This window comes from Leisingera sp. JC11, from assembly GCF_040704725.1.
In the GTDB taxonomy this organism is placed as follows: Bacteria; Pseudomonadota; Alphaproteobacteria; order Rhodobacterales; family Rhodobacteraceae; genus Leisingera.
Window position 1 is genome coordinate 232,608 of record NZ_JBFCVS010000004.1, and the last position, 21,074, is coordinate 253,681.

The 21,074-nt window shown below is 62.9% G+C and carries 18 protein-coding genes; 9 read left to right on the forward strand and 9 right to left on the reverse strand.

Translation table 11 applies throughout. The features are described from left to right. Positions 1-3: 3 nt before the first annotated feature. The 6 genes from AB1A62_RS06640 to AB1A62_RS06665 form a co-directional block, all read right to left on the reverse strand. On the reverse strand, positions 4-2,193 hold the full coding sequence (locus AB1A62_RS06640) for a 4Fe-4S binding protein (RefSeq protein WP_366660739.1): 2,190 nt from the start codon (positions 2,191-2,193) through the stop codon (positions 4-6). Continuing rightward, positions 2,184-2,570 carry a hypothetical protein gene (locus AB1A62_RS06645; RefSeq protein ID WP_366660740.1) on the reverse strand — a complete coding sequence of 129 codons (387 nt, stop codon included), beginning with the start codon at positions 2,568-2,570 and terminating at the stop codon, positions 2,184-2,186. The genes AB1A62_RS06640 and AB1A62_RS06645 overlap by 10 nt, the downstream gene beginning before the upstream one ends. Before the next feature lie 216 nt (positions 2,571-2,786). After that, entirely contained in the window at positions 2,787-3,548 is a 762-nt protein-coding gene (locus tag AB1A62_RS06650; RefSeq protein ID WP_366660741.1) for an ABC transporter permease, read from the reverse strand. After that, complete coding sequence (locus AB1A62_RS06655) at positions 3,545-4,291, reverse strand: ABC transporter permease subunit (protein ID WP_366660742.1); 747 nt, start codon at positions 4,289-4,291, stop codon at positions 3,545-3,547. The genes AB1A62_RS06650 and AB1A62_RS06655 overlap by 4 nt, the downstream gene beginning before the upstream one ends. A 9-nt stretch (positions 4,292-4,300) precedes the next feature. Next, a complete protein-coding gene (locus AB1A62_RS06660; protein WP_366660743.1) occupies positions 4,301-5,065 on the reverse strand; it encodes a transporter substrate-binding domain-containing protein in 765 nt (254 codons plus the stop codon). A gap of 39 nt (positions 5,066-5,104) precedes the next feature. Next, complete coding sequence (locus AB1A62_RS06665; protein ID WP_366660744.1) at positions 5,105-5,902, reverse strand: ATP-binding cassette domain-containing protein; 798 nt, start codon at positions 5,900-5,902, stop codon at positions 5,105-5,107. Positions 5,903-5,999: 97 nt separating this feature from the next. Between AB1A62_RS06665 and AB1A62_RS06670 the strand changes: the two genes are divergently transcribed. Genes AB1A62_RS06670 through AB1A62_RS06685 form a run of 4 tightly spaced genes read left to right on the forward strand, consistent with a single transcriptional unit; the run spans position 6,000 to position 10,217 of the window. Then, positions 6,000-6,647: a TetR family transcriptional regulator C-terminal domain-containing protein gene (locus AB1A62_RS06670; RefSeq protein WP_366660745.1), complete on the forward strand. Its 648-nt coding sequence runs from the start codon at positions 6,000-6,002 to the stop codon at positions 6,645-6,647. Continuing rightward, positions 6,644-7,828: a pyridoxal phosphate-dependent aminotransferase gene (locus tag AB1A62_RS06675; RefSeq protein WP_366660746.1), complete on the forward strand. Its 1,185-nt coding sequence runs from the start codon at positions 6,644-6,646 to the stop codon at positions 7,826-7,828. Before AB1A62_RS06670 ends, AB1A62_RS06675 begins: the two co-directional genes overlap by 4 nt. Next, positions 7,825-9,429 (forward strand): 5-guanidino-2-oxopentanoate decarboxylase, encoded by a 1,605-nt coding sequence (locus AB1A62_RS06680; protein WP_366660747.1) that lies wholly within the window; start codon positions 7,825-7,827, stop codon positions 9,427-9,429. Before AB1A62_RS06675 ends, AB1A62_RS06680 begins: the two co-directional genes overlap by 4 nt. Positions 9,430-9,434: 5 nt before the next feature. After that, positions 9,435-10,217 (forward strand): arginine deiminase family protein, encoded by a 783-nt coding sequence (locus AB1A62_RS06685; RefSeq protein ID WP_366660748.1) that lies wholly within the window; start codon positions 9,435-9,437, stop codon positions 10,215-10,217. A gap of 156 nt (positions 10,218-10,373) precedes the next feature. Here the strand turns inward: AB1A62_RS06685 and AB1A62_RS06690 are convergent, their stop codons facing one another. Further along, entirely contained in the window at positions 10,374-11,876 is a 1,503-nt protein-coding gene (locus AB1A62_RS06690; protein ID WP_366660749.1) for a trimethylamine methyltransferase family protein, read from the reverse strand. 151 nt (positions 11,877-12,027) lie between these two features. Here AB1A62_RS06690 and AB1A62_RS06695 point away from each other — a divergent pair, with 151 nt between their 5' ends. Genes AB1A62_RS06695 through AB1A62_RS06710 form a run of 4 tightly spaced genes read left to right on the forward strand, consistent with a single transcriptional unit; the run spans position 12,028 to position 16,085 of the window. Next, on the forward strand, positions 12,028-13,233 hold the full coding sequence (locus AB1A62_RS06695) for an aromatic ring-hydroxylating dioxygenase subunit alpha (RefSeq protein ID WP_366660750.1): 1,206 nt from the start codon (positions 12,028-12,030) through the stop codon (positions 13,231-13,233). A 59-nt stretch (positions 13,234-13,292) separates the two neighbouring features. Then, the gene (locus AB1A62_RS06700) at positions 13,293-14,150 is read left to right on the forward strand and encodes an ABC transporter permease (RefSeq protein ID WP_366660751.1); all 858 of its coding nucleotides are present in this window, start codon (positions 13,293-13,295) and stop codon (positions 14,148-14,150) included. Continuing rightward, positions 14,147-14,980 carry an ABC transporter permease gene (locus tag AB1A62_RS06705; protein ID WP_366660752.1) on the forward strand — a complete coding sequence of 278 codons (834 nt, stop codon included), beginning with the start codon at positions 14,147-14,149 and terminating at the stop codon, positions 14,978-14,980. The genes AB1A62_RS06700 and AB1A62_RS06705 overlap by 4 nt, the downstream gene beginning before the upstream one ends. A gap of 1 nt (position 14,981) precedes the next feature. Then, a complete protein-coding gene (locus AB1A62_RS06710) occupies positions 14,982-16,085 on the forward strand; it encodes an ABC transporter ATP-binding protein (RefSeq protein ID WP_366660753.1) in 1,104 nt (367 codons plus the stop codon). A 101-nt stretch (positions 16,086-16,186) separates the two neighbouring features. Here the strand turns inward: AB1A62_RS06710 and AB1A62_RS06715 are convergent, their stop codons facing one another. Continuing rightward, the gene (locus tag AB1A62_RS06715) at positions 16,187-17,248 is read right to left on the reverse strand and encodes an extracellular solute-binding protein (RefSeq protein WP_366660754.1); all 1,062 of its coding nucleotides are present in this window, start codon (positions 17,246-17,248) and stop codon (positions 16,187-16,189) included. A 167-nt stretch (positions 17,249-17,415) separates the two neighbouring features. Here AB1A62_RS06715 and AB1A62_RS06720 point away from each other — a divergent pair, with 167 nt between their 5' ends. Then, positions 17,416-19,455: an NAD(P)-binding protein gene (locus tag AB1A62_RS06720; protein WP_366660755.1), complete on the forward strand. Its 2,040-nt coding sequence runs from the start codon at positions 17,416-17,418 to the stop codon at positions 19,453-19,455. A gap of 227 nt (positions 19,456-19,682) precedes the next feature. On the opposite strand, the gene AB1A62_RS06725 is transcribed toward AB1A62_RS06720, so the two are convergent. After that, positions 19,683-21,062: an aminotransferase gene (locus tag AB1A62_RS06725; protein ID WP_366660756.1), complete on the reverse strand. Its 1,380-nt coding sequence runs from the start codon at positions 21,060-21,062 to the stop codon at positions 19,683-19,685. Between the last annotated feature and the right edge of the window lie 12 nt (positions 21,063-21,074).

Below are 21,074 nucleotides of genomic sequence, written 5' to 3' on the forward strand. Positions count from 1 at the left end.
CCTTCAGGAAACTTTGATCCTGTTCGCGTTGGGGTGATTGGCAGGCGGGCGGCCCAGAGTGACGTCCGGGGCCGGGCTGCCGGTCTTGGCCCGGCGTTTCAGCTGTTTGATGACAACCGGGCATTTGGCTTCGGATTGATACAAAACCTGGCAATGCAGGCAGTTCACGCATTCGTTCGGGTTGATCTCACCTGTCGGGTGGATGGCCTGAACTGGGCACTCGTTGGCGCAGGTCTGGCAGGGGCTGCCGCATTCCTTGTAGCGGCGCAGCCAGTCAAACATGCGCACCCGGGCCGGGATCGCCAGCGCGGCGCCCAGCGGACACAGGTAGCGGCAATAGAACCGTTCAATGAACAGCCCGGCCAGCAGCAGCACCACAGCAAAGACCACAAACGGCCAGTCGCGCATGAACTTCAGGATGATCGCGGTCTTGAACGGCTCCACCTCGGCAAAGGTCTCCGCCAGCGGGATCGAGACCATCGAGATGCCGAACAGACCAAGGAAGATCATGTATTTTGCAGGCCACAGACGCTCATGCAGGCCCCACGGCAGGGTGATCTGCGGCACCTTGAAGGCACGGGCGATCTTGTTGGTCAGCTCCTGCAAGGCACCAAACGGGCACAGCCAGCCGCAATAGGCTCCCCGGCCCCAAAACAGCAGTGCTGCGGCAACAGCAAACCATTGGATGAAGACCAGCGGATCCAGCAGGAAGGCATCCCAGGAGAAACCGCTGCGCAAGGACCCAGCCAGCGCCATCAGGTTCACCACGCTCAGCTGTGCATTGGCGTACCAGCCCAGGAACACCAGGGTGACGGTCAGGTATCCGACGCGGAACCAGTAGAAAGTGCGCGCATTCACGGTCGCCTGGAACTGGAAGAAAAACACCCCCGTCAGCACCAGCAGCATCACGCCCAGCACACCGATCTCGACGGTGCGGTCCTTCCAGATCCGCTGCCACAGGGCGGCCTTGGCGGCAGCCTCGCCGGTATCGTCCTCCACCACTTTGGGCGCAGGTGCGGCGGGCAGAAGGTACTGCTCCGGCAGCTTGTAGCCCAGGTCAAAAGTCAGGAACGCCCGCTCCAGCGCGCCCACGGACCGCTGCACCAAGAGCTGCAGGCGGAACGGCTCAGCCGGATCGAATTCCGCATCCGCCGGGATTTTGAACAGGTCCAGCTCACCGAAGCTGGGGCTATCCGCAGTGGCCAGCTCGCCCAGCCGCTTGTGCTGGCGGTCGAAGAAGCGCACCGAAGCATCGCCTTGGATCAGCTGGATGCGGTCAAAGATACCGCCTCGGACATAGCCGGAGCCCTTGAAGCTGTAGCTGCCCCGTCCTAGCACCAGAATGGCGTGCTCGCCCTTGTCCAGCCAGGCCTTGAGGTTCTGGTACTCCGCTTCGCCCAGCAGCGACTTGCCAATCGAGGGCACGGAAACCAGCGCCATTTGCATGTCGATGAAGGTCTCATCCGGCGCGCCGCGCTCACGCCGCCGGATCGCACGCTGATCGCCGGTGGCTTCAAATGCCGCGTTGATCTGGCCAACGTCCAGCGTCATCCGCCGCACAGAGCCGTCGCCCGCCAAGTTGGTCCAATCCGCAACCTCCTCGCGGGCCATGTCGACCTCGCGCTTCGGCCCGTCCGGCTGCACCGGAGACAGCCCGCCCAGCCCCAGCGCGCGGGCCACTTTTATGCCGGCCCGGACCAAGCTGTCGTCGATAACCATGATGGTCACCGTCGCACCCGAGATGATGTCGAGATCATGAGCATCGCCGCCTGCCGCCGCTTCGGCCTTCAGGTCCAGCCCGGCATAGCTTTCGGTCAGCTTGACCATCTTGGAATTGGGGATGCCGATCAGCACGATGGGTTCGGAGTGCTTGACCAGCTTCACGCCCGTCAGCACCGCATTGGTGTCAATCGCCGCTACTACATGGATCGGCTTGCCGCTGTATCCGGTGGTGCCGACAAAATCGGAGGTCAGGAAGGCATAGGCGACCGTTTCGCCTGCCTTCAGCACCGGCGCCACCGGCACATCGCTGCGCACTGGGCCGAACGCCTCGGCGCCGGGCACCAGATCACCGGGAGTCAGTTCTGTCAGGAAGGAGTCGAGGCTGTCTGCCTCAGCCGCCGCGGCAAAAAGGGCGGCGAATGTCATCACAAGGGCTGTCAGCCAGCCCCGGAAGGCGCGTGTCAGAACCATGGCGCCTCTCCTTTGTCTTGAGTGGCTGCCACGGACGCGCGGAATGCGCGTTCGGATTCTATCTCTGTCACCAGCGGAGGCCCGCGGCCGTCATGCCAGTATTGCGCAGGATTCGGCTGCACCGCGGTTCCTGCAGGCAATAGCACGGTGCAATCTGCCGCCCTGCTGATGCCGGATGGCTGCAGGCTTACCGGCCCTGCCCCATTCTCTGCAGCGCAGAGGGCGCATGTACTGCACTTGGGGCAATCCTGCTTTTCTTCGCTGCCCTCGGCAGCGACTTGAATCTCCACCACGCCGAATTCGCCGCAAATCTCGATCCACTCGCCACCAGCTGCGGCCTGCCCCGCACCAGGGAAGGCCACCTGCAGCACCAGCATGAAAACCGCGCACATTCCCGCCAGCCGCCGGGCAAACCCGGCGCGACAAGCAGAAGATGTGAAAAGGGTGCGCGGCATCTGTTACAAGATTCTCTTGCTGTATTCGCCGCCGACACTAGAGGGAACGTCAGTGCCGTTATTTGATGTATGTCAGATAAACCTGATTTTTCTGAACGTTCTCCGGCCGCCCTTAGAACAGACTAACCCTCCGGCATTTCAGCCTTTCTCAAGCCGCCGGAAGGCCAGGGCAATCACGCCGGCAATCGCCATATAGACCAGCGCCAGCAGCAACAGCGGTTCATAGACGATGAACGTATCGGCCCGCACGCGCGAAGATACCGCATAGATTTCCATCACCGTGATCGTCGCCACCAGCGGCGTCGCCTTCAGCTGCAGGATGGTCTCGCCGCCCAGGGTCGGCAGCACGTTGCGCACAGCCTGCGGCAGCCAGATCCGGCGGAACATGGTGAAGCGCGGCATGCCAAAGGATTTCGCGGCTTCCAGCTGCCCCTTGGCCACGCCGGAAAACGCGCCCCGCATAACCTCCCCCTCATAGCCCGCATAAGACAGGGTCAGCGCCAGCACCGCGTAGGGCCAGGCCTGACGCAGATAGGGCCACAGTTCAGAGGAGCGGATCCAAGGAAACTGCGGAAACAGCGAGCCCAGCCCGTAATAGAGCAGCCAGATTTGCAGCAGCAGCGGCGTGCCGCGGATGATAGTGCAGAAAGTGCGCGCCGGGATCGACAGGTACCAAGGGCCAACCGCCTGCGCCAATCCCAGTGGCACAGCCAGCAGGAAGCCCAGAAAGGTCGAGACCGCCAGGATCCAGATCGTGGCCCACAGCCCCTCCAGCGCCAGGGGCGCGTATTTCGGGATCCAGTCCCAGCGCAGCGCAAAGGCGCACCACATCACCAGCGCCGCAAAGACCAGCATCATCACGATGCGGTGAGGCTGCATCAGGTCCTTCAGGCTGATCATCGCGCGCTCCCCTTCAGCGAGGGCTGGCCGCGCCGTGCCCATTTTTCAACCCGTGCAAAGACCGCACCGGAGCACAAAGTCACCACCAGATACAGAAATCCCGCCGCCAGGAAGAAGGTGAAATAGGCCCGCGTGCTGCTCGCCGCCTGACGGGTTTCCAGGGTCAGCTCATTAAAGCCGACCACCGCCAGCAGCGCCGTGTCCTTGGTGGCAATCAGCCACAGGTTCGCCAGCCCCGGCACCGCAAAGCTCATCATCGCCGGGATCGTCACCCGCCGCATGATCATGAAGGCGGGCATGCCATAGGATTTCGCCGCCTCGATCTGACCCACAGGCACCGCCTTGATAGCACCGCGCAGCACTTCGGTGGCATAGGCTCCTTGCACCACACCCAGCACCCAGATTCCGGCCGCAACGCCGTTGATTTCGATCCGGCCGCCGCCCATCGCCTCAGAGATCTTGTTGATGATATCGCTGCCCACGTAGTAGAGGATCAGGATCAGCACCAATTCCGGCACTGCCCGGATCACCGTGGTGTAAATGGCGAGAAGATCACGCGTGACCTTCCCGCCGTAGAGTTTGCCATAGGCTCCGAACAGCCCGATCACCAGCCCCAGCCCAAAAGCGCCAAAGGCGATCTGCAGGGAGTTGGCAAGCCCGCGCAGCAGGTTGCCCCCCCAGCCCGACAGCGACAGCAGCTCCGCGCTGGCGCCGAGGCCCAGCAGTTCGAACAGTCCGGTCACGTCAGCGCCTTAGTAGATGCTGGTGGTGAAATATTTGGCAGTGATCTTCTCGTGGGTGCCGTCGGCCAGAATCGCCGCGATACCCTTGTTCAGCGCCTCGCGCAGCGCGTCGTCACCCTTGCGCACCCCAGCACCCACACCGCGGCCCAGGATCGCCGGGTCATCCGCCACCGCGCCCTTGATCTCGCAGCAGCCGCCGGTGTCGGATCCGACGAAATCCGCCATTGCGATGCTGTCCGCCTGTGTCGCGTCGATACGTCCCGCAAACAGATCCTGGTTGGCCTCATCCTGGGTCTGGTAAACCTTCAGCTCGGCATCCTTGAAGTATTCCTGCGCATAGGCTTGGTGGATGGTCGAGGCCTGGATGCCGACAATCTTGCCCGCCAGAGATTCCGGCGTCGGCGCAATGTCCATCGACTTGTCCGCCACGATCACCGCCGGGGTGTTGTAATAGGGATCAGAGAAATCGATTGTCTTCATCCGCTCCTCGGTGATCGACATAGAGGCCATGATGGCGTCGATCTGCTGGCCGGTCAGCGACGGAATGATGCCGTCCCAGGCCACCGGCGTGATCACGCAGTCCAGTTCAGCCGCGGCGCAGACGGCGCCAATCACCTCGACCTCCCAGCCGACCCAGTTGCCGGAGCTGTCGAGCGACGCAAACGGCGGATAGGGTTCGGCAGCGATGCCGATTTTCACCTGTTCAGCAGCAGCCGCGCCAGCGGACAGAGCGGCAGCCGCGGTTGCCGCGGCAAGCAATGCTTTCAATTTCATCTTCTTCTCCCAGTTGGTTTTTATTTTGGTGGTAGTGGATCAGGCGACCGAGCTCAGGAATTGCTTCAGCCGGTCTGATTGCGGATTGCCAAAGACCTCGGCAGGCGGCCCCTGCTCTTCGATGCGGCCCTGGTAAAGGTAGACAACGTGGTTTGCGACTTCGCGCGCGAATTTCATCTCATGGGTCACCAGCAGCATGGTGCGCCCCTCGGCGGCCAGGTCGCGGATCACCGTCAGCACCTCGCCTACCAGTTCCGGGTCCAGCGCCGAGGTCGGTTCGTCAAACAGCATCGCCGACGGGTCTACCGCCAGCGCCCGCGCAATCGCCGCCCGCTGCTGCTGCCCGCCGGACAGATAGGCAGGATAGGTGTCCTCCTTGCCGCCCAGCCCCACCCGGTTCAGCAGTTCGTGCGCCCGCGCGACGGCCTCGGCCTTGGGCACCTTTAGCACATGCACCGGCACCTCGATCACGTTTTCCAGCAGCGTTCGATGGGTCCACAGGTTGAACTGCTGGAAAACCATCGCCAGCTTGGTCCGGATGCGTTCGATCTGCTTCTGGTTTGCCGGGCTGCCATCACCTCGCATCACCACTTCCTCGCCGCCGATCACGATCTTGCCCGAGCTCGGTGTCTCCAGGAAATTGATGCAGCGCAGCATGGTGGATTTGCCGGACCCGGAGCCGCCGATGATCGCCACCACATCCCCCTGATGCGCGGTCAGATCAACACCCTTCAGCACTTCCAGATTGCCGAACGACTTGTGCAGATCCTCGACCCGGATCGCCTCCCGGCGCGTATCGGTTTCCGGAGCTGATGCGGCTGCTGCGGCTGTGTCCATCTTTGCGTCTTCCCGAATTTTCCGATTGCAGTAAGCCGCGACTCGAGTAATTATGCAAGTGTATAATTTCTCCGCCAGCACAAAAACAGGAGCTGAGGTGACCGACGAGCGCCGCAAATTCAAACGCGAATCCGCCGAAGCCCGGAAGGAAGCGCTGATTCTCGCCACGCTGGAACTGGTGGCGGAGAACGGTGTGCGCGGTGCTACGGTGCGGGGCATTGCCGAGCGCGCCGACGTCACCCAGGGGCTGATCCGGCATTACTTCAGCTCCAAGGAAGAGCTGATCATCGCCGCCTACGAGCACCACATGACCGCCATGACCGATCAGACATTTGCCCCCGCGGCGGGGGTGGACGGTACAGCACTGGCTAGGCTCACCGCCTTTGTGAATGCCTCGCTGACGCCGCCGGTTGTGGATCCGCGGTCCATCGCGCTTTGGGCCAGTTTCCTCAACAAGGTGCAGCAGGACCCGCAGATGAAGGCCACGCACGAACGCACCTATGCCTATTTCCGCGACTTTCTGGAGGGGCTGATCGCCGCCGCGCTGGAAGAAGCCGGCCGCCCCGCCGCTCCTGCCCGGCTGCGCCAACTGGCGATTGCCTGCAATGCGGTGATCGACGGGCTGTGGCTGGAGGGCGGCGCCCTTCCGGACGCCTTTGCGCCGGGTGAACTGGCAGACATCGGACGGCAGTCGGTTGCCGCAATCACAGGTTTGAATTTGGAGCAGGAGGCTGAAAAGACATGAGGCTGACAGCAATCACTGAACGGCTGGCCGGACTGGGCGGCGGCAAATGGGAAGTGCACGCAAAGGCCCGGCAGATGGCCGCAGCCGGTGCCGACCTGGTGGAGATGACCATCGGCGAGCCGGACGTCCCGACCCCGCCGGAGCTGGTGGAAGCCGCCGCGCAGGCGATGCACGCAGGCCGCACCGGCTATTCCGACGGCCGCGGCGAGGCGCATCTGCGTGCCGCATTGGCTGAATCCTACAGCACCAGCCGCGGGCGGGATTTCGGGCCGGAAAATTTCCTCTGCTTCCCCGGCACCCAGACCGCGCTGTACGCAGTGCTGCAGGGCGTTGCCGAACCCGGTACCGAAGTGCTGGTAGGCGATCCGATGTATGCCACCTACGAGGGCGTGATCCGCGCCTCTGGAGCGGATATGGTGCCGGTACCACTGCGCCCGGAAGCCGGGTTCCGGATGCAGGCCAACGATATTGCCGCCCGCATCACCCCGCGCAGCCGCGCCATCCTGCTCACCACCCCGCACAACCCGACCGGCGCCATCCTGACGCCGCAGGACCTGCGGGAAATCGGCGAGCTCGCAGTGCAGCATGACCTCTGGATCATCTCCGACGAGGTCTATGAGCACTTGGTGTTTGAGGGTGCGGAATTTGTCTCGCCGCTCTCCGATCCAGCACTGGCCGACCGGGTCATCGCGGTCTCCTCGATCTCCAAGTCCCACGCCGCACCGGGTTTCCGCAGCGGCTGGTGCGCCGGGCCAGAGGCCTTCTGCTCCGCCCTGCTGCCGGTCTCGGAAACCATGCTGTTCGGCAACCAGCCCTTCATCGCCGACATGACCGAAAGGGCGGTGCACGAGGGTTCCTCTGTCGCCGCAGGCATGACCGCCCGATTTGCCGCCCGCGCTGCCCTGCTGGAACAGCGCCTGCATGGCGAGACCCGGCTGCACGTCCACCGCCCCGAGGCAGGCATGTTTGCCCTGATTGAGGTATCCTCAACCGGAATGGACGGCGACGTCTATGCCTGGGACATGCTGAACAGCGGCGTTGCCGTTATGCCCGGCTCCGCCTTCGGCGAAGGCCTCAAGGACTGGGTGCGCGTTGCCCTGACAATTGATGACACCAGCTTTGCGACCGCCCTCGACCGGATCGTGGCGCACGCGAACCCCAAGGCACGAGGCGCAGCATGACCCGCAAGACAGTTGGCGAAGCCCTGGTCGCTGGGCTGAAGGCACGCGGCGTTTCCTGCGTGTTCGGCATCCCCGGCGTGCACACGGTAGAGCTTTACCGCGGCCTGGCTGCCTCCGGCATCCGCCACGTCACTCCCCGTCACGAGCAGGGCGCAGGTTTCATGGCCGACGGCTATGCAAGGGTCTCTGGCCAGCCGGGTGTGGCATTTGTCATCACCGGCCCCGGCCTCACCAACACGCTGACCCCGATGGCCCAGGCCCGCGCGGATTCGGTGCCGATGCTGGTGGTGTCCGGCGTCAATGCCAGCGGCACCTTGGGCAAGGGCCACGGCCACCTGCATGAGCTGCCGGATCAGCACGCGCTGGCGAAAACCGTGGCACTGATCTCGGCACACGTTGCACAGCCAGAAGAGCTGGAGGCCGCGCTGGACCGCGCCTTTGCCCCCTTCTCCGCCGGCCGTCCAGGTCCCACACACGTCCAGATCCCGCTGGACGTGGCAGGCACCACCTCCCAGAACGGCCCCGAAGTTTCGGTCCCCGCCCAGCCGCCGCTCGACCCGGCTCAGATCTCTGTAGCGGCAGGCCGGCTTTCTGCGGCAAGCAAAGTGGTGATCCTTGGCGGCGGCGGTGCCAAAGGCGCTGGCAGGGACTTGCAAGCACTTTCCGAACGCCTCGACGCGCCGGTGGTGCAGACAGTCAACGCCCGCGGGTTGATGCACGGTCACCCGCTGACCGTCCCCGCCAGCCCCAGCCTTCGGGCTGTGCGCGCGCTGATCGGCGACGCCGATTGCGTTCTGGCGCTGGGGACGGAGCTGGGGCCGACCGACTACGACATGTACGCCACTGGCAGCATGCCAGCCATGGCCGGGCTGATCCGGGTCGACATCTGCCAGGACCAACTGGCCCGCCGCGAAACGGAGCTCGCCATCCACAGCCGGGCGGAGGACGCCATCTCCGCCCTGCTCGCTGCCCTGCCCGCACACCAGAAGCATAGCCGGGGCGCGGCGCGCGCTGAGCACACACGCGCTGCTGCCTTTGAAGAGATCGGAGCGGACTACCGTGCCCAGGTCGAGGTGCTGAACGCCATGCGCGCCGCAGTACCAAATGCTCTAATGGTGGGAGATTCCACTCAGCCGATTTATGCCGGCAACCTCTACTACGACCACGACCGCCCCGGCGGCTGGTTCAATGCCGCCACCGGCTACGGCGCGCTCGGCTACGGCATCCCCGCAGCCATCGGCGCAGCAATTGCAGCCCCCGACACCCCGGTGATCTGCATCGCGGGCGACGGCGGCGCCCAATTCTCCCTGCCGGAGATCATGGCCGCCGTGGACGAAAACCTGCCCATCACCTTCATGATCTGGAACAACCGCGGCTACGGCGAAATTGCCAATTCGATGCAGGACGTCGGCGTCCCCGTCGTGGGCTGCGATCCCACCCCGCCGGAGTTCGGCCCCGTAGCCGCCTCTTTTGGAATTCCTTACTCCCGCGTGCCGATGGAGCCTCAGGCAGTTGCCGCCGCACTGCGGGAAACCAGCAAAAGCGGCACACCCTCCATCCTCGAAATCGACATCACCGGACCCGCTCCGGACCAGGAGTAACCCCTATGCGAAACCCCACCTTTGAATTCACCCGCGCCATCACCCGCCGCCCCGCCTCAACCATCGCTGCCGGCCTGCGCGCCGAGGACGTCGGCAACCCCAACCTCAGCAGCATGCTGCAGGCCCACGCCGCCTATGCCGCCGCACTGCGCAGCACCGGCGCCGAGGTGATCGAGCTGGAGCCGCTGGAGGCCTTCCCCGACGCCCAGTTTGTCGAGGACACTGCCCTCTGCCTGCCGCAGGGCGCCATCCTGATGCGCCCCGGCGCGCCGTCGCGGCTGGGCGAGGTTGCGGAAATGGCTCCCACCCTGCGCGCCTGCTACGACGACGTCCGCGAAATCACCGGCCCCGGCCATATCGAAGGCGGCGACATCCTGGTGACCGGCAAGGAGATCCTGGTCGGCCGTTCCGACCGCACGGATGCCGCCGGCGTTGCCGAATTGGCGGAGATCGCTGCTGAATGGGGCCACTCCCTGCGTGAGGTTTTCACCCCAGAGGGCGTGTTGCATTTCAAAACTGACTGCTCACTGATGGACGCCGAGACAATCCTGTCAACCAAACGTCTTGACGCCTCCGGCTGTTTCGAAGGCTACCGGGTGCTGCATGTGGCCGAGGGCGAGGAAGCCGCTGCCAACGCCATTCGCTTCAACAATCTGGTGCTGATGGCCGCCGGCTTCCCCCGTACCGCCGAAATGCTGGACAAGGCCGGATACCAGATCGTCGAGATCGACAACACTGACTGCGCCAAACTGGACGGCGGCATGTCCTGCCTGTCGCTGCGGTTCTGATTCCCCGGCAAGACCCGTTTACCTGTTCCCGAAGACTCCCGCGGCCGGAAAGACCAAACCAAGCCGCTGAGTGAAGAACGGGCAAAACAAAATAATCCGCCCCTCTTCTTTGGATCAGGACTCATTTACCATATGCTACCAGGGCTGCGAGTCTGACTAGACCACGCGATCGCGGTACTTGTTCAAGATCGCAGATATCGCTGCCTTGGTTTCCGGCGGAAGCGCGGGCTGTTCCAGCTCTGCCAGCATCTCCTTGATGTCATCGTCAATGCGCGCCAGCAGGTCCTGATCCGCAAGCCCGGCGTTGCTGAGGGGAATGTTCGGGCCGAAATAGCGGGAGTTCCAGACCTGCGTCCGGCAGTTGTCGACGGTGTGCTGATGGGCGAGGAAATTGCCGGTGGGGCCGACCTCACGGATCAGGTCGACGGCCATCTGATCGGCCGAGATTTCCAGGCCCTGCCACATCTTGCGCAGCAACCCCGCAAGGTCGTCGCACAGCAGCAGGGCATGCAGCGAATAAGTGAGGCCCTGGTCGAGCGAACCCATGTAATCGATCGTGGCCGGGCGGTTGTAGAACATCTGCGTCATGTTCGAGGAGATCTCCCAGACTGCATCCTGATTGAAACGGCGGGCAACGGAACAGCCGCCGATCCCTGTCAGTGACGGAAACCCCAGCGAGCGGCGCACCTGGCACATCGCCATGTCGCCGACGGATGTCTGGGAAAAACTGCCGATGGCGCCGGTGGCCGGCTCCATGAAATTCACGTCAGAGCTGCCCACGCAGAAACTGCCCTCGGCAGCCAGCTGTCCAAGGACGATGGCAGCAAAGTCCGTCATCAGTGCATGGGTGATACAGCCGGCCAGGGTGATGGGCGACGACGCACCGCCAATCGGCAGGGTGCCGACACTCACCGGGATGCCCGCCCGGGCGGCGGTAATGATCTGGTCCGAATGGATCCGCGCAAGGTTCACCGGCAGTGGGGTGATCAGATGCAGGAAATATGACTTCTGCCGGAGCGCCTGGTGCGATCCGCGCAGCGCGGCCGCCATCTCTATCACCGCATCCAGCGAGGAGGGGTGTTCGCAAAGGTATTCCAGCGGCTTGGTGGTGTTTTCCATAAGGCAGGCAAATTCGTCGATCTCGCCGAACTGGTTCGACTTTTCGACGTTCTTCACTGCAATGCAAACGCCGTCGACATGCGGCAGTTTGTCTGCAACCCGGGTGATCAGGGCCAGGTCCTCGCGGGTCGAGGGGCGCGGCTCGCCGGTTTCCTCGTCATAGACTGCGATGCAAGTCATGCCGGGCATGAACCAGGTGTGATCGCAGTCAATTGAAATGGGGTTTTCGCCGTTGCGATCCCATAGCGTGGCGGAGCGGGCGGCGGTTTCCAGCGCCCTGCGGGTGACGGTCTCCGGGATCGTTACGATGCCCTCATCCGACAGCGTGCAGCCGGCACCGCGCAACAGGGTGTCCGCTTCGCCGCCAGGTTCGAACACCACGCCGGAGGTGGCCAGCAACTCAATCGCCGTGTCCACGACTCGGTCCACCTGCGCCTGCGTAAGCGGCGCGTAGGCAGGCGTGGCCAGCGAGTGCGGGCCCTTGCTGACAGGTGCTGCAACGGAGGCGGCGTGTCTTCTGCGGCTTCTGGCGCGGCGCATTTGCTTCTCCTCTCGATGTTTGAGTGATCGCTCAAACTTGATGCCAGTTCCCTGTCTTGTCCAGCCGTGAATTCAGTTTCCTGCAAAATTTTTTATTTGAGCGCTCAAATAAACTGTGCTACTTTTTCTTGCCAGAGGGAAGGAGACCCAGATGAAGGACGACGTGCTGTTTCAGTCTGATCCCAGGGCGGGCCGTACCGGATTGCCCGCGTGGAGTTATACCAATCCTGAGCTTCTGGAGGAGGAAAAGGAGCTTCTGTTCCGGCGGCACTGGCAATTGGTTTGCCATGTGAACGATGTGCCGGAGCCCGGCGATTTCATGGCCGCGGATTTCACCGGCGAGCGGGCCCTGGTGGTGCGGGGAAAAGACGGCCAGGTGCGCGCCTTTCACAACCTGTGCCGCCACCGCGGCAGCCGTGTCGTGGCGGAGGACAAGGGCCATTGCAAGAACGCCATTATCTGCCCCTTCCACGGCTGGGCCTTCAATCTGGACGGCACGCTGCGCGGAGCGGCACGGCCGGAGACGCTGCCGGAGCTGGATCCGGTGGAATGGGGCCTGAAGCCGGTGGAGATGGACATCTGGCACGGGTTTGTCTTTGTCCGCTTCAAGCCAGGGCCGCAGCCCGCAGTGTCCGAGGTAATGGCGCAATTCGAGGAAGAGGTAGGTCCCTACGGTCTGGCGGATCTTGTGCCGGACGGCAACGGGATCGGCACCACGGAGATTGCCGCCAACTGGAAATGCGTCCGCGACGTGGACAACGAGGGCTACCATGTGCCGCTGGCGCACCCCGGCTTGCATGACTTGTTTGGCAGCAACTATGACGACCAGCCCTTCAGCCATGGCGCCGCGCGGTCCTTTGGCGGCTTCCGCCCCGGTGACGGGCGGATGTGGAGCGTACGCAATTACAAGAAACTGCTGCCTAGGACCGAGGGGCTGGACGATGAGCATCAGGCAGCCTGGCTCTATTTGGGACTGTTCCCCAACCTGGTGTTCGGTATTTACCCGGACTCGGTGATCTTCTACCACGAGTTCCCGGTGGAAAACGGCCGCACCATTCAGCGCGCCGCCTGCTACAAGCGCCGGGCAGAGGACCGGCAGCTGCGCGCCGCACGCTATCTTAGCGGACGGATCGACCGGATCACCTCGAAGGAGGATGAGCAGCTGATCGAATGGTGCTGGGAGGCGGCCTTCTCCAGCGGCTATGATGGCGTGATCCTGTCGGATCTGGAGCACGGCGTGCGCAGCTACCATGATGAGCTGCGCAAGCTGTTCCCGATTCTGGAACAGGATGAGCCGGAGCCAAGCCAGCTGAAGGTCCGTAATGCTGAATTGCTTGCGCAGCTTGACAAGGCATGAATGAAGGGCGCCGCCAATTGTTTGGCGGCGCCCTGACAACGGGGCAGGAGGATCCAGGAATGTTAACAGGAGAGAGGCGTCAGGGCCTCGCTTTGATCAGCCCGACATTGCTCTATTCGCTGCTGATGCTGGCCGCACCGCTGGTGATGGTGCTGACCTTCAGCTTCTGGACCCAGAACTACCTGGAGCTAGACACCACGCTGACGCTGGACAACTACCGGGAAGCTTGGAGCAAGCCTATCTACAGCACCTTGATTTTCCGCTCGTTGAAGATCTCGCTGATCGTCACGTTCGTGACCGTGGTTCTGGCCTTTCCGATTGCCTATTACCTGTCCTTCCACGTCAAACAGCGTAAAGCGCTGTGGCTGTTCCTGATCACCGTGCCGTTCTGGACCAGTTATCTGCTGCGGGTGTTTCTGTGGAAGGTGATCCTGGGCTACAACGGCGTGCTCAATACCGCGCTGAAGGGACTGGGCTTCATCGAAGAGCCACTGACCTTTCTGCTGTACAACGCCAACGCGGTGGTGCTGACGCTGGCCCATGCCTGGGCGCCGTTCGCGATCCTCCCGATCTTCGTGGCGCTTGAGAAAATCGACCGCTCGCTGCTGGAGGCCGCCGAGGATCTGGGCGACGGGCCGGTGCGGCGGTTCTTCCGGATCACCCTGCCGCTGGCGATGCCCGGCGTGATTGCTTCCACCTTGATCGTATTGATCCCGACCGTGGGCGACTTCATCACCCCGAAGCTGGTTGGAGGCACTGATGGGCTGATGATCGCCAACATGATCCAGATCCAGTTCGGCAAGGCAAACAACGCGCCGCTGGGCGCTGCGCTGGCGCTGTCCTCGATGCTGATCGTCGCCGGGATCAGTGCGGTCATCTTCCTGCTTGGCAAACGGTTTGGAGGCAAAGTTCAATGAAGTCCGCTCTGAAGGCTTTTCCGTCCAAATGGCTGGCCGTCTACGCGGTTGCCTACATGGTATTCCTTTATGCGCCGGTGATCCTGCTGCCAGTGTTCGCCTTCAATGATGCCACGGTCATCTCGTTTCCGCTGACCGGCTTCACAGCGAAGTGGTTCGAAGTGCTATGGCAGACCGAAGCGTTGCATGGGGCAGTGCGCAATTCGCTAATTGTCGGCCTTTCCTCGGCGGTGCTGAGCACCGTGCTGGGGGCTTGCGCTGCGCGGGCGGCTGCCCGCTACCGGTTTCCGCTCAAGCGCGGCATCATGAGCTTTATCATGCTGCCGCTGGTACTGCCGGAAATCATCGTGGCGGTAGCGCTGCTGGTGCTGCTGATGCAGTTGGGCATGCCGCTGTCTCTGGTGACCGTGGTTCTGGGTCACGTGCTGATCTGCACGCCGTTTTCCATTGCGATCCTCAGCTCGGCTTTCACGGGGCTGGACCAAAGCCTCGAGGAAGCGTCGTTTGACCTTGGGGAAACCCGCTGGGGCACATTCCGGCGCGTGATCCTGCCTTTGGTGATGCCGGGGGTGGTGTCCAGCCTGCTGATCACCTTCACCATTTCCCTGGATGAATTCATCATCGCCTTCTTCCTGACCGGGACCGAGGTCACCCTTCCGGTCTACATTTGGAGCCAGTTGCGCTTCCCTGGAAAGCTGCCGTCGGTGATGGCGCTGGGAACGATCCTGCTGGCCCTGTCCGTCCTGCTCCTGATCCTGGCCGAGTGGTTCCGCCGCCGCGCCGCGCGGAAACAGGGTATCGAAGCTTCAGCCACCGGAGGATTTGCCTGACATGGCCAGCCCATCTCCCAAGCCCATCATCGACCTTGCAGGCGTCACCAAGACCTTCGGAAGCTTCCAGGCTTTGAAAGGTATCGATGCAACCATCAACGAGGGCGAGTTCTTCTCGCTGCTGGGGCCCTCGGGCTGCGGCAAGACAACCCTGCTGCGGATGATCGCCGGGTTCGAGACACCGACGGGTGGCACCATCGTGATCGCAGGCCAGGACATGGCAGGCGTCCCCGCCAACCGGCGCCCCACCAATATGGTGTTTCAGTCCTATGCGATCTTTCCGCATCTCAGCGTGGCAGAAAACGTCGGCTACGGACTGAAGACCCGCAGGCTGCCCAAGGCGGAGATCGCGCGGGAAGTGGAACTGGCGCTGCAAATGGTGGATCTGGGCGGGCTGGGGTCCCGTGCTGCACATGAGCTGTCGGGCGGTCAACGTCAGCGGGTTGCGCTGGCGCGGGCGCTGGTGATGAAGCCTAAGGTGGTGCTGCTGGACGAACCCTTGTCGGCGCTCGACAAGAAGCTGCGCGACCAGATGCAGGTGGAGCTGCGCCAGCTGCAGCAGCGGCTCGGCATCACCTTCATCCTGGTGACCCACGACCAGGAGGAGGCGCTGACCATGTCGGACCGGATTGCAGTAATGTTCGATGGCCGGATTGCACAGCTCGCCACGCCCGAGGAACTGTACCGCCGCCCGATCGACAAACGCGTGGCTTCCTTCATCGGGGTGATGAATTTCCTTGACGCCCGCGCCAAGGGCGGCATGAACGGCCACCTGGCGCTGGACATCCCGGCGCTCGGCAATATCGAACTGCCGTCGGCGCAGGTCCCCGAGGGGCTGGATTTGCGGAAATTGGAAACTATCGGCATCCGTCCGGAAATGCTGACCATCCTGTTTGACGGCAGCGAGCAGACCGAACAGGTCGCGACGGGCACGGTGACCGGCACCGCCTACTATGGCGACATGACCTATTACAGCGTGCGCCTGCCCGGCCACGGCGAAGATGTGACAATCTCAATGCGCAACACCGCCGGCCGGTCCATTGTGCCGCCCGGCAGCGAGGTGCCGGTGGGCTGGGGTGCGGACTCCATCGTACTGTTCCAGTAAGGCAGGACCCTTACCCCCTGCCCCTTCAACCTGGCCGACAACAGCAAGAAAGCACCCCGCCAATCGGCGGGGCGCTCTACTTCAGGAATACCCGCCCGGGATCAGAAACCGGCCTTGATCAGCTCGAATTCAGCAATCATTTTCTCGCGCAATTCAGACGGCACCGGCGCCTGCCACAGGGTTTTGGTCTTCAGGTCTTCGCTGATCTGCAGACCCATTGCGGCCAGGTCTTCGGTGTTCATTTCAGCCATAGCCTTGGCATTTCCGTGACCATACCCCCAGCTGTTCACGAGATAATTGGCCGTCTTCGGGTCCAGCCAGGCATTGATGAAGTCATAGAATTTGTCTTCAGAGCCAGGCGCATCGGCAAGCTTTGCATAGCCGCAGACCCAGCTGGACGCGCCTTCTGCGGTGTCGCGCTTGATCGCAATCGGATGGCCTTCATAGCTCATCGTCGAGTAGGTCTCGTTCCAGGCCCAGGCCAGGTAGACTTCGCCGCTTTGCATCAGCTGCGCCAGCGAGGCGCCGTCGGACCAGTAGGTGCGCACGTTCTTATGAACCGCGCGCAGGAAATCCGAGGCCGCCTGGAACTGTGCGTCCGTGGCATTGGTCCAGTCCTTGACCCCGGTGGCCAGGAAACCCAGCGCGTAGGCGTCGTCGACATTGTCCCCTATCGAGATCCGCCCCTGGTGCTTGGGATCCGCAAAGGCCTGCAAGCTGGCGACATCCGCATCGCTTAGGTGCTCCGTGTGATAGGTGACGGCCGTGTTGCCCCAGTCGGCCGGGATAAAGTAGTTTTGCCCGTCTTTGGTATAGGCCTCGATGTCGCGGAAGCTCGGCTCCAGCTCATCCCAGCGCTCGATCCGGGCGGTGTCGAGCGGTGCCAGTAGCCCGGCCTCGATCCATTTCGGCACCGATTGCGAGCATGGGTGCACAACATCGGCGCGGAACCCCGAACGCAGTTTCTGAAAGGCTTCTTCCTCATCCCCGAAGAAAGCGAATGTCGGTCCGTCCCCATGCTCTGCGATATAGTTAGAGAAGAACTCAGGATCCTCGTAGCCGGCCCAGTCGAAAACCGTCAGGTCCGCATCAGCAGCCAGGCCTGCACCTGCCTGAAGCGACAGAACCATGCCAAGCGCAGTGGCTGTTTTCAAAATATTCATGAAAGTCTCCCTGTTGCCGCGGCCCTGTTTTCCCGCCTTTTGCCCTCTCCGGCACGGTCCCGGCCGTGGTAGGAAAAGGTTAGGAGGGAAACCGGCTTGACACAAGAATTATTTGAGCGCTCAATCAAAGTATGAAACGGAAACTGCCTACCGAAGGGTAATGACTGATGCGCGATCCCCGCCATGACATCCTGTTCCAGCCGCTGAAAATCGGTCCCGTGGAAACCAAGAACCGGTTTTACCAAGTACCCCATTGCGCGGGCATGGGCTGGCGGCGGCCGCAAACAGTTGCCGCCATGCGCGGGATGAAGGCGGAAGGCGGCTGGGGGGTGGTGAATACCGAGTTCTGCTCGATCCACCCAACCTCGGACAACGACTATTACCCCTATGCTGCGCTGTGGGATAAGGACGACATCCGCGCCAACCGTCTGATGACCAATGCGGTGCATGAACATGGTGCGCTGGCCGGGGTGGAGCTGTGGATCGGCGGCGGCATGGTAACCAATTTCGGCACCCGCCTGGCACCCTTGGGCATGCGCAACCGGCCGCAGACGGACGCCACCGTGCTGCACCCTGGGCAGGCGCGAAAGATCGACCGCGAGGACATCCGCAACATCCGCAAATGGCACCGCGACGCCGCGCTGCGGGCGGTCGAGGCCGGGTTTGACATCGTTTATGTCTACGCCACCCATGGCTATCTCCTGTCGGAGTTCCTCGACCCGGTCAACAACACCCGCAGCGATGAATACGGCGGCAGCCTGGAAAACCGGGTGCGGCTGGTGCGCGAGCTGATCGAGGAAACCAAAGAGGCCGTCGGCCACAAATGCGCCGTCGCCACCCGCTTCAGCGTCGGGCTTGGGGATGCGGAAAGTTATGACGCCTTTGCCATGCTGGCGGATCTGCCGGACCTTTGGGATCTGGTGGTGCCGGATTATGGCGTCGAGATGGGGGCGAGCCGGTTTGTGAAAGAGGCGTCATTCACTGATTGCATCGCGCACGCGAAATCATTGACCTGCAAGCCTGTCGTGGCGGTGGGACGGTACACCTCGCCCGACACCATGGCGCAGGTGATCCGCCAGGACGGGCAGGACCTGATCGGCGCGGCGCGGCCCTCCATTGCAGATCCATTTCTACCCAAGAAGATCGAAGAGGGGCGCAGCGAGGACATCCGCGAATGCATCGGCTGCAACATCTGCTACGCGCACGACTCGCTGGGGGTGCCGCTGCGCTGCACCCAGAACCCGACCATGGGTGAGGAATGGCGCCACGGCTGGCATCCGGAGAAATCCGGGCGCAGCGAAAGGCCGGAAAAGGTGCTGGTCGTCGGCGCAGGCCCCGCCGGGCTGGAGGCCGCCCGGGTGCTAGGCGAACGCGGCCATTCGGTGATGCTGGCAGAGGCCAGCCGGACCCTGGGCGGGCGTGTCACCCGAGAATCCCGGCTGCCGGGGATGAGCGAATGGGCCCGTGTGCGCGACTGGCGCGTCGGGCAGATCGACAAGCTGCCCAATGTGGAGGTCTACCCCGAAAGCCCGCTGGACGCCTATGATGTGCTGGATCTCGGCGTTGCCCATGTGATTGCTGCCACTGGCGCGGTCTGGGCAACGGATACCATCGGGCGCCACTCCGACACAGGCCTGGAGGAAGAAATGCCCGGCATGATCGTGTCTGCTGAAACTGTGCTGAACGGCGATCCGCTCAAAGCTGATCATGTGGTGATCTATGACGACGACCATTACTACCTCGGCTCGGTGCTGGCGCTGCAACTGCGCAAGGAGGGGCACCGGGTCACCCTGGTGACGCCCGCAGGCCGCCCCTGCGACTGGGGACAGTGGACCACGGAGGTCTACCAGTCGAACGCTGCCCTGATCGAGGCAGGGGTCGCAGTGGTGCCCAACCGGATGCTGATTGCCGCGCAGAACGGCGAAGCTGTTCTGTCCTGCATGTTCTCGGGCGCCCGCAGCACCTTTGCCTGCGACGCCATCATCCCCCTCACCCGGCGTCTGCCGGTTCTGGGGCTATACGACGGGCTGAAGGCGATGGGAGACGGGCTGCAGGAGGCCGGTATTAAATCGGTGGCCCGGATCGGCGATGCCGAAGCTCCGAATATCATCGCCGCCGCCGTGCAATGCGGCTACCGCGCGGCGATGGAGCTGGGCCAGGATATTGATATTGCCAAGAAATACGGACGGCGGGAGCATACCGTGTAAGGGAGAAGCCCTCAAAAAATACCGGTTTCGCGGCAGTGTCCGCGGAACTGGAAAATTTTCCATAGTGAACTGGGAGAGGAGTGGCACACCGCTTGTTGTGCGGTGTGTGGCGGCGGCCGCATGCCCGGCGGCAGGGCAGCGCCAGAAACAAAAAGGGCGGGCACCGGAACCCCCTTGGCGCCCGCCAGTTCGGGAAGGGTGACGGGAGCCTGTGCCCCCCTCCAGCCTCACGCTGCCAGCTGTGCCTCCACCCGCTGGATGGCACGCTCCAGGATATCGAACATCTCGTCGATTTGCTCGAGGGTGATGATCAGCGGTGGCGAGAACACTGCCATGTTGATCAGCGGGCGGACGATTAAGCCCATCTCCTCGCAGGCGGCATCAATCATCGAGCCGAGCTTGCGTTCGGCTTCCAGATCCTCGGCCTGGCACTCGATACAGCCCAGCAGGCCCTCGCCGCGGGCGTCACCAACAATATCGAACCTCATCAGATCGCGCAGGCGCGCCTGGAAATGCGGTGTGACAGCGCGGACATGCTCCAGAATGCCTTCGCGCTTGATGATCTCAATGTTCTTCAGCGCCGCAATGCAGGACACCGGATGGCCCGAATAGGTATACCCGTTGGTGTAGGAGGAGGAGGTGCCCAGATGGCTCATCTGCTCCATCACCCGGTCGGAGATGATACAGGCCCCCAGCGGCAGGTAGCCGGAAGTCAGCCCCTTGGCGCAGGTGATCATGTCTGGCTGGATGCCAAAGACCTCCTCGGAGGCGAACCAGTGGCCGAGGCGGCCGAAGCCGGTCACCACCTCATCGGAGATATAGAGGATGTCATTGGCCCGGCACAGCTCCCAGGTGCGCTTGTGGTAACCGGGCGCGGGCACGATAACCCCGCCCGAGGACAGGATCGGCTCAGCGATGAAGGCACCGATATTGTCCGCGCCGATCTCCGCAATGGCAGCCTCCAGATCCGCGACCTTGGCATCGCACCAGTCCGCGACGCTCATGCCTGCGGGGCGGCGGTACGGGTTCACGTCGGGCAGGAAATGCACCAGCCGGGTCTCGAAATCGAAATGGCTCTGGTCGCGCTCCTTACCGGTCACCGAATGGGCCAGGTAGGTCGAGCCGTGGTAGCCCTTCTCGCGGGCGATGATCTTCTTCTTGTCCGGCTGGCCGCGGCGGTTGTTCATGTACTGCATGGTGCGCAGCGCGGTATCCACCGCGGTCGAGCCGCCGGTGGTGAAGAAGACATTGTTCAGGTCTCCCGGCGCCATTTCGGCGATCTTCTTGGCCAGCACTGCCGAGGGCTCGGTGGTGTTGGTGAAGGGGGAGGTATAGGGCAGCTTCATCACCTGCGCGGCGATGGCATCGGCCATTTCCCGGCTGCCATAGCCGATCTGGGTGCACCACATGCCGCCCGGCCCGTCGATGTAGCGCTTGCCGGCAGCGTCCCACAGGTGGATGCCGTCGGCGCTCTCCATCAGCATGTTGTCGTAGCCGCGCCAGTCGTCCATGGCCATCCAGGGGTGCAGCTGATGGGTGCGGTCCCATTCATGCAGGGTGTCCGGGCTTGGTTCATTTGCGAAGCTGTTAGGGGTCATCTTGGTCATAGCGGTACCTGT